Source organism: Pseudomonas sp. MYb118, assembly GCF_040947875.1.
Taxonomy (GTDB): Bacteria; Pseudomonadota; Gammaproteobacteria; order Pseudomonadales; family Pseudomonadaceae; genus Aquipseudomonas.
In genome coordinates this window covers 341,025-355,064 of sequence record NZ_JBFRXN010000001.1, presented here as the reverse complement: position 1 = coordinate 355,064, position 14,040 = coordinate 341,025, and the positions used below count along the sequence as shown (strand labels likewise).

Below are 14,040 nucleotides of genomic sequence, written 5' to 3'. Positions count from 1 at the left end.
GGGCCCGAACTGCTCACACAGGCCTTAAAGCACAAACCCCGCCACCCTCTGCGCCGCAGCCGCCAGGTGCTGCTCATGGGTAAACCCGGAAGCCTTCAACGGCTTCAAATCATGATCCCCCGCCACCAGCCAGCAGATCTCGATGCTCGGGGACAAGGCATACCCCTCAACCGCCTCCCGATTACCCAGCGCATCCCGCTCGCCCTGCACGATCAGTGTGCGCGTCTTCAGCGCCGCCAAATGCTCGACCCGCGGTTTCTCCGGCTTGCCCACCGCATAGAACGGATAACCCAGACACACCAGCGCATCGGCCCCCAGTTCATCGGCCAATAGACTGGCCATTCGCCCGCCCATGGACTTGCCGCCAATGGCCAGGCGCCCAGCGACATGGCGTCGCACCTCGGCATACACCTCACGCCAGCACTCCAGCAGCCTGGGCGCCGGGTTGGGTGGACGCTTGCCGCCATCGACCCGCCGCTGCGCCATGTAGGGAAACTCGAAGCGCACCACGTTGACACCCAGTGCTGCAAGGCGTGCGGCCATGTCGTTCATCCAGTCGCTGTCCATCGGCGCACCGGCGCCGTGGGCCAGGATCAGGGTCACAGGCTCGCCTTTGCCCTTCACCGCGGCCGCATTCCACAACCATCCCTGTTCGTCCAGGCACCGCGCCCATTGATCCCCGTCAATACTGGCCTTGTGCTCTTTGTCCATGCTTGCCTCGCTTTTAGTCTGCCTATAACTCCAGTCGAAGGGTGCGTCTGCCTTGCGCGAACGTCTTTCCTTGGGCTGAACCGTGGATGGGGAACCATGAACACTTCTATCAGTACCGCCTACAACTACAAGGTGGTCCGCCAATTCGCCATTATGACGGTGGTGTGGGGCATCGTCGGCATGGGGCTCGGGGTTTTTCTCGCGGCTCAATTGGTCTGGCCCGAACTCAACTTCAACTTGCCGTGGACCAGCTTCGGGCGTTTGCGCCCACTGCACACCAACGCGGTGATCTTCGCCTTCGGCGGCTGCGCCCTGTTCGCCAGTTCGTTCTATTCGGTGCAACGCACCTGCCAGACCCAGCTGTTCGCGCCGAAAATCGCCGCGTTCTGCTTCTGGGGCTGGCAACTGGTGATCCTGCTGGCGGCGATCAGCCTGCCACTGGGCTACACCAGTTCCAAGGAATACGCCGAACTGGAATGGCCGATCGACATCCTGATCACCATCGTCTGGGTCGCGTACGCCATCGTGTTCTTCGGCACGATCATGAAGCGCAACACCAAGCACATCTATGTCGGTAACTGGTTCTTCGGCGGGTTCATCCTCACCGTCGCCATCCTGCACATCGTCAACAACCTCGAACTGCCGGTGAGTTTCACCAAGTCCTACTCGCTGTACGCGGGCGCCACCGATGCCATGGTGCAATGGTGGTACGGCCACAACGCCGTGGGCTTCTTCCTCACCGCCGGCTTCCTCGGGATGATGTACTACTTCGTGCCGAAACAGGCCGAACGTCCGGTGTACTCCTATCGCCTGTCGATCGTGCACTTCTGGGCACTGATCACCCTGTACATCTGGGCCGGCCCTCACCACCTGCACTACACCGCGCTGCCGGACTGGGCACAGTCGCTGGGCATGGTGATGTCGCTGATCCTGCTGGCGCCAAGCTGGGGCGGCATGATCAACGGCATGATGACCCTGTCGGGCGCCTGGCATAAGCTGCGCAGCGACCCGATCCTGCGCTTCCTGGTGGTCTCCCTGGCGTTCTACGGCATGTCGACCTTCGAAGGTCCGATGATGGCGATCAAGACCGTCAACGCCCTCTCCCACTACACCGACTGGACCATCGGCCACGTACACGCCGGCGCCCTGGGTTGGGTAGCGATGATTTCCATCGGCGCGCTGTACCACATGATCCCGAAAGTCTTTGGCCGTGCGCAGATGCACAGCCTCGGCCTGATCAACGCGCACTTCTGGCTCGCCACCATCGGCACCGTGCTGTACATCGCCTCGATGTGGGTCAACGGCATCGCGCAAGGCCTGATGTGGCGCGCAGTCAACGAAGACGGCACGCTGACCTACTCCTTCGTCGAAACCCTGGTGGCCAGCCACCCAGGCTTCATCGTGCGACTGATAGGCGGTGCGATCTTCCTCAGCGGCATGTTCCTGATGGCTTACAACACCTGGCGCACCGTGCGGGCCTCGCAGCCTGCTGACGTCGTTGCTGCCGCGCAAATGGCCTGAGGAGTCCGCCATGAAACACGAAACGATTGAAAAGAACGTCGGCCTGCTGATGTTGCTGATGGTGTTCGCCGTGAGCATCGGCGGCCTGACCCAGATCGTCCCGCTGTTCTTCCAGGACGTCACCAACAAGCCGGTCGAAGGCATGAAGCCCTACACCGCGCTGCAACTGGAAGGTCGTGACATCTACATCCGCGAAGGCTGCGTGGGCTGCCACTCGCAGATGATCCGTCCGTTCCGCGCCGAGACCGAGCGCTACGGTCACTACTCGGTTGCCGGTGAAAGCGTCTGGGACCACCCGTTCCTGTGGGGCTCCAAGCGTACCGGTCCGGACCTGGCCCGTGTGGGCGCACGCTACTCGGACGACTGGCACCGCGCGCACTTGTACAACCCGCGCAACGTCGTGCCTGAGTCGAAGATGCCGGCCTACCCATGGCTGGTGGCCAACCAGCTCGACAGCAGCCACACCGAAGCGAAGATCAAGGCCATGCGCACCCTGGGCGTGCCTTACACCGACGCAGACATCGCCGGCGCCACCGAATCGCTCAAGGGCAAATCGGAAATGGACGCACTGGTCGCCTACCTGCAAGTGCTCGGCACTGCCATCAAGAGCAAGAGGTGAGCCATGGACCTGGAAATGAGTACCGGCCTGATCCGCGGCCTGGGCACTGTCGTGGTGTTCATCGCCTTCGTCGGCCTGACGCTGTGGGTGTTCAACGGCAAGCGCAACCCGGAATTCGCCGAAGCGCGCCTGCTGCCGTTTGCCGATGAGCCACAACCTGATAGCACCCAAGAAACTGTCACAAGGAGTACCCGGTCATGACCACCTTCTGGAGTACGTGGATCTGCGTACTGACCATCGGCAGCCTGATCGGCCTGACCTGGCTGCTGATCGGCACCCGCAGGGGCGAAACCAAGGGCAGCGTCGACCAGACCATGGGCCACAGCTTCGACGGCATCGAGGAGTATGACAACCCGCTGCCGCAGTGGTGGTTCATGCTGTTCGCCGGCACCCTGGTGTTTTCGGTCGGCTACCTGATCCTTTACCCGGGCCTGGGTAACTGGAAAGGCATCCTGCCCGGCTATGAAAACGGCTGGACCGGCGCCCACGAATGGGAAAGGGAAATGGCCAAGGCCGACGCCAAGTTTGGGCCGATCTTCGCCAAATTCGCAGCCATGCCCGTGGAAGAAGTGGCCAAGGACCCACAAGCGTTGAAAATGGGCGGTCGCCTGTTTGCCTCCAACTGCTCCGTCTGCCACGGCTCGGACGCCAAGGGTGCCTTCGGCTTCCCGAACCTGGCCGACAACATCTGGCGCTGGGGCGGTAACGCCGAGACCATCAAGACCACCATCATGGGCGGACGCATCGCTGCGATGCCGGCCTGGGGTGAAATGCTCGGTGAAGCCGGGGTGAAAAACGTCGCGGCCTATGTGCGTCATGACCTGGCCAAGTTGCCTCTGCCTGCTGACGACAGCGCCGACCTGGCTGCCGGCCAGCAAGCGTTCAGCACCATGTGCGTAGCCTGCCATGGCGCCAACGGCCAGGGCACCGAGGCCATGGGCGCGCCGAACCTGACGCAACCGGCCGGTTTCATCTACGGCACCAGCCTGGCGCAACTGCAACAGACCATTCGCCATGGTCGCCAGGGCCACATGCCGGCGCAGAACGAACTGCTCGGCAACGATAAGGTGCAACTGCTGGCGGCTTACGTTTACAGCCTTTCCAAAGGTGGTGAGCCGTTAAGCGACAAGTTGCAGGCAACCAGCAGCAAGTAAGCGTAAAAAGCGAAACACCCCGCAACAATCAGGGCAAAGTGAACGGCTGGCGAGCGACAGGTTTTCAACTTGAAGCTTGCAGCCTGAAGCTTTGCCCTGCTTCCTTTTGTCACACCCCTTCGATAGTCCTCCTTTCGATTCCCCGGATTCGGGTCTAAGCTTCCTGCGACACGCGATGGCAAGTGCCGGCTCCAGGTCGACCCAACCGATGTGTGCGACGAATCCGTACGATGACAAGCCGCAAAGGCTGGTAGATACCGGCTGTCGCGCCGGTTGCCATCGGTCACCCCTTCGTTGCGTTTGAACACACCTCGTTACAGACGACCCGATCCCCACCCCACTCTCGTTCGCGACGGCATTTTGCAGTCGGGTATTTTTGACCCTACTCGGCGCATGGAAAGGCCGCAGAATCAGCGATTGAAAGCATTGACCCAGGTCATGGCGCGTTGCAATGACCCCCCGCTTTCTCCATACTTGCGGCCGATTTTTACTCCTAATAAAACACCCAAACCGTGGAACCTTAGAATGAGCACAGCAATCAGTCCGACTGCTTATAACTATAAGGTAGTCCGCCAGTTCGCCATCATGACGGTGGTCTGGGGGATCCTTGGCATGGGGCTCGGTGTCTTCATCGCCTCACAGCTCGTATGGCCGGAATTGAACTTCGGTCTGCCGTGGACGACTTTTGGACGCCTACGCCCGTTGCACACCAACCTGGTGATTTTCGCCTTCGGTGGATGTGCACTGTTTGCCACTTCTTACTACGTCGTGCAGCGAACCTGCCAAACGCGACTGATTTCCGACAGCCTCGCGGCCTTCACCTTCTGGGGATGGCAAGCGGTGATCGTCGGCGCGATCATTACCTTGCCGCTGGGTTACACCACCACCAAGGAATACGCGGAACTGGAATGGCCACTGGCTATTCTGCTGGCCATCGTCTGGGTCACCTACGGTCTGGTGTTCTTCGGCACCATCACCAAGCGCAACACCAAGCACATCTATGTCGGTAACTGGTTCTACGGTGCCTTCATCGTCGTGACCGCGATGCTGCACATCGTCAACCACGCCTCCCTGCCGGTCAGCTTCTTCAAGTCCTACTCGGCCTACTCGGGTGCGACCGACGCGATGATCCAGTGGTGGTACGGCCACAACGCCGTAGGCTTCTTCCTGACCACCGGCTTCCTGGGGATGATGTACTACTTCGTGCCGAAGCAGGCCGAACGTCCGATCTACTCCTATCGCCTGTCGATCGTGCACTTCTGGGCGCTGATCACCCTGTACATCTGGGCCGGTCCGCACCACCTGCACTACACCGCTCTGCCGGATTGGGCGCAGTCCCTGGGCATGGCGATGTCGATCATCCTGCTGGCTCCGAGCTGGGGCGGCATGATCAACGGCATGATGACCCTGTCGGGCGCCTGGCATAAGCTGCGCACCGACCCGATCCTGCGCTTCCTGGTGGTATCGCTGGCGTTCTACGGCATGTCGACCTTCGAAGGTCCGATGATGGCGATCAAGACCGTCAACTCGCTCTCGCACTACACCGACTGGACCATCGGCCACGTACACGCCGGCGCCTTGGGCTGGGTAGCGATGATTTCGATCGGCGCGATCTACCACATGATTCCGAAACTGTTCGGCCGTACCCAGATGCACAGCGTTGGCCTGATCAACGCGCACTTCTGGCTCGCGACCATTGGTACCGTGCTGTACATCGCCTCGATGTGGGTCAACGGCATCACCCAGGGTCTGATGTGGCGTGCAATCAACGATGACGGCACCCTCACCTACTCGTTCGTCGAAGCGCTGCAAGCCAGCCATCCTGGTTTCATCGTGCGTGCCTTGGGCGGTGCGTTCTTCGCCACCGGCATGCTGTTCATGGCCTACAACGTCTACCGTACCGTACGTGCCTCGAACCCGGTTGAAGCCAAAGCCGCCGAACAGATTGCCGTAGTTGGAGCTCACTGATGAAGCATGAAGCAGTCGAGAAGAATATTGGCCTGCTGGCCTTCTTCATGGTTATCGCCGTCAGCGTCGGCGGCCTGACCCAGATCGTTCCGCTGTTTTTCCAGGACGTCACCAACAAGCCGGTCGAGGGCATGAAGCCACGTACCGCCCTTGAACTGGAAGGCCGCGACATCTATATCGCCAACGGTTGTGTCGGCTGCCACTCGCAGATGATCCGCCCGTTCCGTGCTGAAACCGAACGTTACGGCCACTACTCGGTCGCCGGTGAAAGCGTCTGGGATCACCCGTTCCTGTGGGGTTCCAAGCGTACCGGTCCGGACCTGGCCCGTGTCGGCGGTCGTTACTCCGATGACTGGCAGCGTGCGCACTTGTACAACCCGCGCAACGTCGTGCCCGAATCGAAGATGCCGGCCTACCCGTTCCTCGTGGAAAACAAGCTCGACGGCAAAGACACCGCCAAGAAAATGGAAGTCTTGCGCACGCTCGGCGTCCCTTACACCGACGAAGACATCGCCGGTGCTCAGGCAGCCGTGAAGGGCAAAACCGAAATGGACGCGCTGGTGGCCTATCTGCAAGGCCTGGGCACCATCATCAAAAGCAAACGGTGATTTAGATGGATATCGGGATGATTCGTGGCCTGGGCACCGTCGTCGTGATGGTGGCCTTCGTTGGTCTGGCCCTGTGGGTGTTCAGCCCCAAGCGCAAGTCGGAGTTTGAAGACGCGACCTTGCTGCCTTTCGCGGATGATCCCGAAGCCATCAAGCACGTCGAGCAAGCTTCTAGGAGTAACAAAGAATGACTACATTCTGGAGTCTGTACGTCACAGTCCTCAGTCTCGGTACGATCTTTTCCCTGACCTGGCTGCTGCTGTCCACCCGCAAGGGCCAGCGCGCCGAGCAGACCGAAGAGACGGTCGGCCACTCCTTCGACGGGATCGAAGAGTACGACAACCCGCTGCCGAAATGGTGGTTCATGCTGTTCGTGGGCACCATCGTTTTCGCCCTGGGTTACCTGGTGCTGTACCCGGGCCTGGGCAACTGGAAAGGCCTGCTGCCAGGTTACAACTACCTGGATAACGAAAAGCAGACCGCGTTCGCCAACGGCCAGACCGGCTGGACCGGCGTTCACGAGTGGGAAAAGGAAATGGCTAAATCGGATGCCAAGTTTGGGCCGATCTTCGCCAAATTCGCTTCCATGCCGATCGAAGAAGTGGCAAAGGATCCACAAGCACTGAAGATGGGTGGCCGCCTGTTCGCCTCCAACTGCTCGGTGTGCCACGGTTCCGATGCCAAGGGTGCCTATGGCTTCCCGAACCTGACCGACGCCGACTGGCGCTGGGGTGGCGAGCCGGAAACCATCAAGGCAACCATCATGGGCGGTCGTCACGCCGTGATGCCGGCCTGGGCTGAAGTGATCGGCGAGCAAGGCGTGGCCGACGTGGCTGCGTTCGTGCTGACCAACCTCGATGGCCGCAAGCTGCCGGAAGGCGCCAAGGCTGATCCGGCCAACGGCCAGAAACTGTTCGCCGCCAACTGCGTGGCCTGCCACGGTCCGCAAGGCAAGGGCACCCCAGCCATGGGCGCACCTGACCTGACTCACCCGGGCGCGTTCATCTACGGTTCGAGCTTCGCTCAACTGCAGCAGACCATCCGTTACGGCCGTCAGGGCCAGATGCCTGCGCAGGAACAGATGCAAGGTAACGACAAGGTTCACCTGCTGGCCGCTTACGTCTACAGCCTGTCTCACGGTGAGAAGGCTCCGGCGCCAGACGCTCAGTAAGGCAACGCCTGCTACACAAAAACGGCCCCGTCATGTGACGGGGCCGTTTTCGTTTGGGCCGCAGGATAATCGCTCACCTGACCGGTATCGTCGTGAGCTCGCTGCGACTCGGCCAGTTATTGCCATTGACCTGATGGATCGTCAGCGCCTTGCGATCCTGGGCAAAACTGGCAATCAGGTAAGTCTGATTGGAAGCTCCGCCACTGAGGAACACCGGCACGTCGCCAAAGTACTCCTGTCGATTCCAGCCGTAGTACTCGCCTGCACGGCTATGCTGATGCCCGGCAAACACTGCCGTTACGCCATAGCGCTGGATCATCGCGCGAAACCGCTCGATCTGCCTGTCGTCGCCCTTCCAGCCATCCGGCTTGTGCATGTTGAGCACAATGATCTTGCCTTCGTTGCGCGCCTGCCGCAGATCCCGTTCGAGCCAATCCAGCGCATCGCCGATCTCGAAGTTCACCTTGTTCAAGGGAAACCCCGAAGAAAAGTTCACGGAATAAGTCGGTTCGTTATTCAACTGCACCAGATGAACATCACCCATGGAACGCGAGTAGGCAAGGCTGCCGTAATAGACTTTTGTCCTGCCTTCGCTACGCGCTTTCAAATCGAACGTATCGAGTTTGCCCCAATAGCGTTCCTTCAACCCGATGATACTTCCAGCCGCGCAATTGTTTTCGGGGAAACTGCAGTCATTGATATTGTTTTCATAATCATGATTACCCAGGCCGTAGTCATAGGCACCACCGAGCTGTTTATCCAGAATCGCCTGCGTGGTTGCGCGCTCCTTGCCGTGCCCGAAGGCCGTCATGTCACCATTGATCATCACCGGGATATGCGCCGGATCACGGCTGAAGTTGTATCGGAAGTTCGCCACATCCGAGTACTGGCTATCAATCAGCCAATGCGAGCGGCGGTCGCGATCAGAGGCGGATTCATCGGTACCGTTGTCCGAGTTTTCAGTCCAGGGAAACTGCGGGTCCGAAGTAAAAATCAGGTGAGCAGGTGAATACCCGGTTGAGGCGGCACCTGCCGAGTACAAGTTAGCGCATAAAAACAGGCCAGCCATTGACCTGCTGTATTTAGTTAACAGCATAGAATTCCGTTTCCATAATTTGGTTATTTACGAAAGAGCAACTTATGCCACGCCAACTGAAAACTCAAACTTCCGAATAACCTGAAATTAACAATTCATATTTCATCTATTTGATGGAAGGCGTACAGGCTGCAAACGCAGTAACGACGGAGGGTTGCCAGCATGACCATCACCACCCTTTCCAGTCGTGAATTCAACCAGGAAACAAGTAGTGCCAAAAAAGCCACGCGCCAGGGCCCGGTAATCATCACCGATCGTGGCAGGCCGGCCCATGTGCTGCTAAGCATTGAGGACTGCGCTGTGCTCGTTTGCATGTTCCGGACCGCGCGAATGAAAGCGACGCGCTGATCGCCGCCACCGCACTGGTTCATGGCCTGACCGTGGTTACACGCAACACCGACGATTTTCAGTCCAGTGGCGTTCCCCTGATAAACCCATGGAGCGATTGAACGAGAAGCGGCAAAACCGTCCATAATTTCACCAGTCAATTGATACAGGTCATTACACTGTCAGTTCATTTCCACCAACGTGACCAATGGTCGCACCCTTGTGGTAGAGCTACAGGGGTATCATTGCGCCACTGCAACACGCCCTTTTTGACCGCGGTCGGCACGTACTGACCGAGGCATTTCTCCACTGCCGTGGGATGCAACCGATGAGCAATAAGATTCCGGTACACGACGTTACGCCACCCGCCAAAGCGGACAAAAGCGTAGACCTTTATGCCTCTCGAGAAAAAATCTATAACCGCGCCTTCACCGGTCTGTTTCGCAACCTGCGAATCATCGGTGGCGCGTTCCTGTTTCTGTTGTACTTCGGTACGGTCTGGCTGAATTGGGCCGGCCACCAGGCGGTCTGGTGGAACCTGCCGGAGCGCAAATTCTTCATCTTCGGCGCGACCATCTGGCCCCAGGATTTCATCCTGTTGTCCGGCATCCTGATCGTCAGCGCTTTCGGCCTGTTCTTCATCACCGTTTATGCCGGTCGCGTCTGGTGCGGTTATTCCTGCCCGCAATTCGTCTGGACCTGGATTTTCATGTGGTGCGAAAAGGTCACCGAGGGTGATCGCAACCAGCGCATCAAGCTGGACAAGGCGCCAATGAGCGCCAACAAGTTCATGCGCAAGTTCGCCAAGCATGGGATGTGGATTCTCATCGGTTTCGTCACTGGCATGACGTTCGTGGGCTACTTCTCGCCGATTCGCGAACTGGTGGTGGACTTCTTCACCGGCGATGCGGATGGCTGGTCGTATTTCTGGGTCGGTTTCTTCACCCTGGCCACTTATGGCAACGCCGGCTGGCTGCGTGAACAGGTGTGCATTTACATGTGCCCTTACGCCCGCTTCCAGAGCGTGATGTTCGACAAGGACACCCTGATCATCTCCTACGATCCGCGCCGTGGCGAAAGCCGTGGTCCGCGCAAGAAAGGCGCGGACTACAAGGCCCAGGGCCTGGGTGACTGCATCGACTGCACCATGTGCGTACAAGTGTGCCCGACCGGTATCGACATCCGCGACGGCCTGCAGGTCGAGTGCGTGGGTTGCGCCGCCTGCATCGACGCCTGCGATGCGATCATGGACAAGATGGACTACCCGCGTGGCCTGATCAGCTACACCACCGAACACAACCTGTCGGGCCAGAAGACCCACATGTTCCGGCCGCGCCTGATCGGCTATGCCGTGGTGTTGCTGGCGATGATCGGCCTGCTGATCGCCGCTTTCGCCACTCGCTCGCTGGTAGGCTTCGACGTCAGCAAGGACCGCGTGCTCTACCGCGAGAACGCCGAAGGGCGGATCGAAAACGTCTACAGCCTGAAGATCATGAACAAGGATCAACGCGACCATACCTATGTGCTCGAAGCCAGCGGCCTGCCGGACCTGAAACTGCAAGGCCGTCGCGAAATCAAGGTCGTCGCAGGTGATATCGTCAGCCAGCCGGTGGAGCTGTCCATGGCCCCGGAACAACTGCCGTCGAGCACCAACGAGGTGAAATTCATCCTCAGGGACGCCGATGACGAGAGCGTCCACGTTGAAGCCAAGAGCCGATTCATCGGCCCACAAATTCGTTGAGAGAAGTGAACATGCCCGCAGCAAACGCCGCAAGCCCTTGGTACAAGCACCTTTGGCCATGGATCATCATCGGTATCCTCGCCTGTTCGGTGACACTGACCCTGTCCATGGTGACGATCGCGGTGAACAACCCGGACAACCTGGTCAACGACAACTACTACGAGGCCGGCAAGGGCATCAACCGCTCCCTGGACCGCGAACTGCTGGCGCAAACCCTGCTGATGCGCGCCAGCGTGCACCTGGATGACGTCACCGGCGAAGTCGACCTGCGCCTGACGGGCAACAGCCAGCCGAAAAGCCTGGAACTGAACCTGATCTCGCCGACCCAGCCGGAGAAGGATCGCAAGATCACCCTCACCCGCAGCGAAACCGAACAGGGCCGCTACATCGGCCAGTTGAGCGACAAGATCGAAGGTCGCCGCTTCGTCGAGTTGCTGGGTGTGGAAGGTGACAAGACCTGGCGCATGTTCGAGGAAGAACAGGTCAACCATGAGAAGGATCTGCTGCTGGGTGACGAGCCGTTGCAGGGTGCCGAAGACCTGAAGAAGTAAAGTCGCGCTTCGCGCATCGCGAGCAGGCTCGCTCCCACAATTTGGAACGCGATCAAATGTGGGAGCGAGCCTGCTCGCGATGAGGGCCTCAAGAATTATATAGATCCCCCATGACCAATCCCCTTGCCTGCTACCACTGCGCCCTGCCGGTCCCGACCGGCAGCCGCTTCACCGCCGTTGTCCTGGACGAAACCCGCGAGTTCTGCTGCCCGGGTTGCCAGGCCGTGGCCCAGGCCATTGTCGCCGGCGGGCTGGAAAGCTATTACCAGCATCGCAGCGAGGCCTCGGCCAACCCCGAAGCCCTGCCGGTGCAACTGGTCGATGAACTGGCGCTGTACGATCGCGCCGATGTACAGAAACCGTTCGTGCGTCACGAGGGCGATCTGGCCGAAACCACGCTGTTGATGGAAGGCATCAGTTGCGCCGCCTGCGGCTGGTTGATCGAGAAGCACCTGCGCAGCTTGCCGGCGGTCGCCGAGGCGCGCCTGAACCTGTCCAACCATCGCCTGCATGTGCGCTGGGCCGATGCACAATTGCCGTTGAGCCAGATGCTCAGCGGGCTGCGTCACATCGGTTACGCCGCCCACCCTTATCAACCCGACCGTGCCAGCGAGCAACTGGCCAGCGAGAATCGCCTGGCCCTGCGCCAGCTCGGCGTGGCCGGCCTGCTGTGGTTCCAGGCAATGATGGCGACCATGGCCACCTGGCCGGAATTCAACATCGACCTGAGCCCCGAGCTGCACACCATCCTGCGCTGGGTGGCGATGTTCCTGACCACGCCCATCGTGTTCTACAGCTGCGCACCGTTCTTCAAGGGTGCGATGCGCGACTTGCGCACCCGCCACCTGACCATGGACGTTTCGGTGTCGCTGGCGATTGGCTGCGCCTACCTCGCCGGGATCTGGACCGCGATCACCGGGGTCGGCGAGCTGTACTTCGACACCGTCGGCATGTTTGCCCTGTTCCTGCTGGCCGGGCGCTATCTGGAACGCCGCGCCCGCGAACGCACCGCCGCCGCTACCGCGCAATTGGTCAATTTGCTGCCGGCCTCGTGCCTGCGCCTGATGGAGGACGGCCAGAGCGAGCGCATCCTGCTCAGCGAGCTGCGGATTGGCGATCAGGTGCTGGTGCACCCTGGCGCCGTGCTCCCGGCCGACGGCAGGATCCTTGACGGCCAGTCGAGCATCGACGAGTCCCTGCTGACCGGGGAATACCTGCCGCAGCCGCGCCGGCCGGGTGATGCGGTCACCGCCGGCACGCTGAACGTCGAAGGCGCGCTGACCGTCGAGGTGCTCGCCCTCGGCCATGACACCCGCCTGTCCGCCATCGTCCGCCTGCTGGATCGCGCCCAGTCGGAAAAACCCCGCCTGGCCGAGATCGCCGACCGCGCCGCGCAGTGGTTCCTGCTGCTGTCGCTAATCGCCTCGGCGGTGATCGGCGTAGTCTGGTGGGAGCTGGACTCCTCGCGTGCGTTCTGGATCGTCCTGGCGATGGTCGTAGCAACCTGTCCTTGCGCCCTGTCACTCGCCACCCCTACCGCGCTCACCGCGGCCACCGGCACCCTGCACAAGCTCGGCCTGTTGCTGACCCGTGGTCACGTGCTCGAAGGCCTGAACCAGATCGACACGGTGATTTTCGACAAGACCGGCACGCTCACCGAAGGCCGCCTGGCACTGCGGGCGATCCGCCCCCTCGGCACCCTGAGCAGCGATCAGTGCCTGAGCCTCGCCGCCGCCCTGGAGAACCGCTCCGAACACCCGATCGCCCGGGCCTTTGGCCGTGCGCCACTGGCGGCCGAGGAAGTCCACAGTACGCCGGGCCTGGGCCTTGAAGGCCTGGTCGGCGAACAGCGGCTGCGCATCGGCCAGCCGGCGTTTGTCTGCGCCCTCAGCGGCGCCGTCGCGCCGCCGATGCCCGAGGAAGCCGGGCAATGGCTGTTGCTGGGAGATGCCAGCGGCCCCCTGGCGTGGTTCGTCCTCGACGACCGCCTGCGCGACGACGCCCCGGCGCTGATCGCCGCGTGCAAGGCGCGTGGCTGGCGTACGCTGCTGCTGTCGGGCGACAGCTCGCCGATGGTCGCCAGCGTCGCGGCTGAGCTGGGCATCGACGAAGCCCGCGCCGGCCTGCGCCCCGACGACAAGCTGCAAGTGCTGCAACAGTTGCACAAGGAAGGCCGCAAGGTGCTGATGCTCGGCGACGGGGTCAACGATGTACCGGTACTGGCTGCTGCCGACATCAGTGTGGCGATGGGTTCTGCCACGGACCTGGCGAAAACCAGCGCCGACGCCGTGCTGCTGTCCAACCGTCTCGACGCCTTGGTGCAGGCTTTCAGCCTGGCCCGGCGGACCCGGCGGATCATTGTCGAAAACCTGCTGTGGGCCGCGCTGTACAATGGCCTCATGTTGCCGTTCGCTGCCCTCGGCTGGATCACGCCGGTGTGGGCCGCCGTCGGCATGTCCATCAGTTCGTTGGTCGTGGTGCTCAATGCCCTGCGCCTGACACGCCTGCCGAATACGGCGGCCGTCAGCGCCACGCCAGAAACCCGCCCGCTGCCGGCCTGAGCCGCGCGGGCA

The 14,040-nt window shown here is 60.9% G+C and carries 13 protein-coding genes and 2 pseudogenes; 13 read left to right on the top strand and 2 right to left on the bottom strand.

Annotation, left to right across the window (positions count from 1 at the left end; translation table 11 throughout):
- Nucleotides 1-24 precede the first annotated feature (24 nt).
- Nucleotides 25-711, bottom strand: coding sequence for an alpha/beta family hydrolase (locus ABVN20_RS01660; protein ID WP_368553557.1), 687 nt, complete (start codon nt 709-711; stop codon nt 25-27).
- Nucleotides 712-807: 96 nt separating this feature from the next.
- Here ABVN20_RS01660 and ccoN (ABVN20_RS01655) point away from each other — a divergent pair, with 96 nt between their 5' ends.
- The 8 genes from ccoN (ABVN20_RS01655) (at nt 808) to ccoP (ABVN20_RS01620) (ending at nt 7,752) form a co-directional block, all read left to right on the top strand.
- Entirely contained in the window at nt 808-2,232 is a 1,425-nt protein-coding gene (ccoN, locus tag ABVN20_RS01655) for a cytochrome-c oxidase, cbb3-type subunit I (protein WP_368553556.1), read from the top strand.
- A gap of 10 nt (nt 2,233-2,242) precedes the next feature.
- A complete protein-coding gene (ccoO, locus tag ABVN20_RS01650; protein ID WP_192301849.1) occupies nt 2,243-2,851 on the top strand; it encodes a cytochrome-c oxidase, cbb3-type subunit II in 609 nt (202 codons plus the stop codon).
- Between the two features lie 3 nt (nt 2,852-2,854).
- On the top strand, nt 2,855-3,052 hold the full coding sequence (locus ABVN20_RS01645; protein WP_368553554.1) for a cbb3-type cytochrome oxidase subunit 3: 198 nt from the start codon (nt 2,855-2,857) through the stop codon (nt 3,050-3,052).
- On the top strand, nt 3,049-4,005 hold the full coding sequence (gene ccoP, locus ABVN20_RS01640; RefSeq protein ID WP_368553552.1) for a cytochrome-c oxidase, cbb3-type subunit III: 957 nt from the start codon (nt 3,049-3,051) through the stop codon (nt 4,003-4,005). The genes ABVN20_RS01645 and ccoP (ABVN20_RS01640) overlap by 4 nt, the downstream gene beginning before the upstream one ends.
- A 525-nt stretch (nt 4,006-4,530) precedes the next feature.
- On the top strand, nt 4,531-5,973 hold the full coding sequence (gene ccoN, locus ABVN20_RS01635; protein ID WP_368553550.1) for a cytochrome-c oxidase, cbb3-type subunit I: 1,443 nt from the start codon (nt 4,531-4,533) through the stop codon (nt 5,971-5,973).
- Nucleotides 5,973-6,581, top strand: coding sequence for a cytochrome-c oxidase, cbb3-type subunit II (gene ccoO / locus ABVN20_RS01630; RefSeq protein ID WP_368553548.1), 609 nt, complete (start codon nt 5,973-5,975; stop codon nt 6,579-6,581). The genes ccoN (ABVN20_RS01635) and ccoO (ABVN20_RS01630) overlap by 1 nt, the downstream gene beginning before the upstream one ends.
- A 5-nt stretch (nt 6,582-6,586) precedes the next feature.
- Complete coding sequence (locus ABVN20_RS01625; RefSeq protein WP_032831505.1) at nt 6,587-6,772, top strand: CcoQ/FixQ family Cbb3-type cytochrome c oxidase assembly chaperone; 186 nt, start codon at nt 6,587-6,589, stop codon at nt 6,770-6,772.
- Complete coding sequence (gene ccoP, locus ABVN20_RS01620) at nt 6,769-7,752, top strand: cytochrome-c oxidase, cbb3-type subunit III (protein WP_368553546.1); 984 nt, start codon at nt 6,769-6,771, stop codon at nt 7,750-7,752. Before ABVN20_RS01625 ends, ccoP (ABVN20_RS01620) begins: the two co-directional genes overlap by 4 nt.
- A 73-nt stretch (nt 7,753-7,825) precedes the next feature.
- Here ccoP (ABVN20_RS01620) and ABVN20_RS01615 read toward each other — a convergent pair whose 3' ends face one another.
- Nucleotides 7,826-8,821, bottom strand: coding sequence for a metallophosphoesterase (locus ABVN20_RS01615; RefSeq protein WP_368553545.1), 996 nt, complete (start codon nt 8,819-8,821; stop codon nt 7,826-7,828).
- A gap of 189 nt (nt 8,822-9,010) precedes the next feature.
- On the opposite strand from ABVN20_RS01615, the pseudogene ABVN20_RS01610 reads away from it, so the two are divergent.
- From ABVN20_RS01610 to ABVN20_RS01590, 5 genes and pseudogenes are all read left to right on the top strand, one after another.
- Nucleotides 9,011-9,142 (top strand): annotated as a pseudogene (locus ABVN20_RS01610) (type II toxin-antitoxin system prevent-host-death family antitoxin); the annotation flags it as partial.
- Nucleotides 9,142-9,297 (top strand): annotated as a pseudogene (locus tag ABVN20_RS01605) (PIN domain-containing protein); the annotation flags it as partial. The pseudogenes ABVN20_RS01610 and ABVN20_RS01605, both read left to right, overlap by 1 nt.
- Before the next feature lie 206 nt (nt 9,298-9,503).
- The gene (ccoG, locus tag ABVN20_RS01600; RefSeq protein WP_368553543.1) at nt 9,504-10,916 is read left to right on the top strand and encodes a cytochrome c oxidase accessory protein CcoG; all 1,413 of its coding nucleotides are present in this window, start codon (nt 9,504-9,506) and stop codon (nt 10,914-10,916) included.
- Nucleotides 10,917-10,927: 11 nt separating this feature from the next.
- Complete coding sequence (locus ABVN20_RS01595) at nt 10,928-11,467, top strand: FixH family protein (protein ID WP_368553541.1); 540 nt, start codon at nt 10,928-10,930, stop codon at nt 11,465-11,467.
- 110 nt (nt 11,468-11,577) lie between these two features.
- Nucleotides 11,578-14,028, top strand: a complete 2,451-nt coding sequence (locus tag ABVN20_RS01590) for a heavy metal translocating P-type ATPase (RefSeq protein WP_368553539.1) — start codon at nt 11,578-11,580, stop codon at nt 14,026-14,028.
- Nucleotides 14,029-14,040: the final 12 nt, after the last annotated feature.

Coding starts and splice junctions, on each gene's coding strand:
- ABVN20_RS01615 (WP_368553545.1), bottom strand. CDS start 8,821: ATGGCTGGCCTGTTTTTATGCGCTAACTTGTACTCGGCAGGTGCCGCC.
- ccoP (WP_368553546.1), top strand. CDS start 6,769: ATGACTACATTCTGGAGTCTGTACGTCACAGTCCTCAGTCTCGGTACG.
- ccoP (WP_368553552.1), top strand. CDS start 3,049: ATGACCACCTTCTGGAGTACGTGGATCTGCGTACTGACCATCGGCAGC.
- ABVN20_RS01590 (WP_368553539.1), top strand. CDS start 11,578: ATGACCAATCCCCTTGCCTGCTACCACTGCGCCCTGCCGGTCCCGACC.
- ccoN (WP_368553550.1), top strand. CDS start 4,531: ATGAGCACAGCAATCAGTCCGACTGCTTATAACTATAAGGTAGTCCGC.
- ABVN20_RS01645 (WP_368553554.1), top strand. CDS start 2,855: ATGGACCTGGAAATGAGTACCGGCCTGATCCGCGGCCTGGGCACTGTC.
- ccoO (WP_192301849.1), top strand. CDS start 2,243: ATGAAACACGAAACGATTGAAAAGAACGTCGGCCTGCTGATGTTGCTG.
- ccoG (WP_368553543.1), top strand. CDS start 9,504: ATGAGCAATAAGATTCCGGTACACGACGTTACGCCACCCGCCAAAGCG.
- ccoN (WP_368553556.1), top strand. CDS start 808: ATGAACACTTCTATCAGTACCGCCTACAACTACAAGGTGGTCCGCCAA.
- ABVN20_RS01625 (WP_032831505.1), top strand. CDS start 6,587: ATGGATATCGGGATGATTCGTGGCCTGGGCACCGTCGTCGTGATGGTG.
- ABVN20_RS01595 (WP_368553541.1), top strand. CDS start 10,928: ATGCCCGCAGCAAACGCCGCAAGCCCTTGGTACAAGCACCTTTGGCCA.
- ccoO (WP_368553548.1), top strand. CDS start 5,973: ATGAAGCATGAAGCAGTCGAGAAGAATATTGGCCTGCTGGCCTTCTTC.
- ABVN20_RS01660 (WP_368553557.1), bottom strand. CDS start 711: ATGGACAAAGAGCACAAGGCCAGTATTGACGGGGATCAATGGGCGCGG.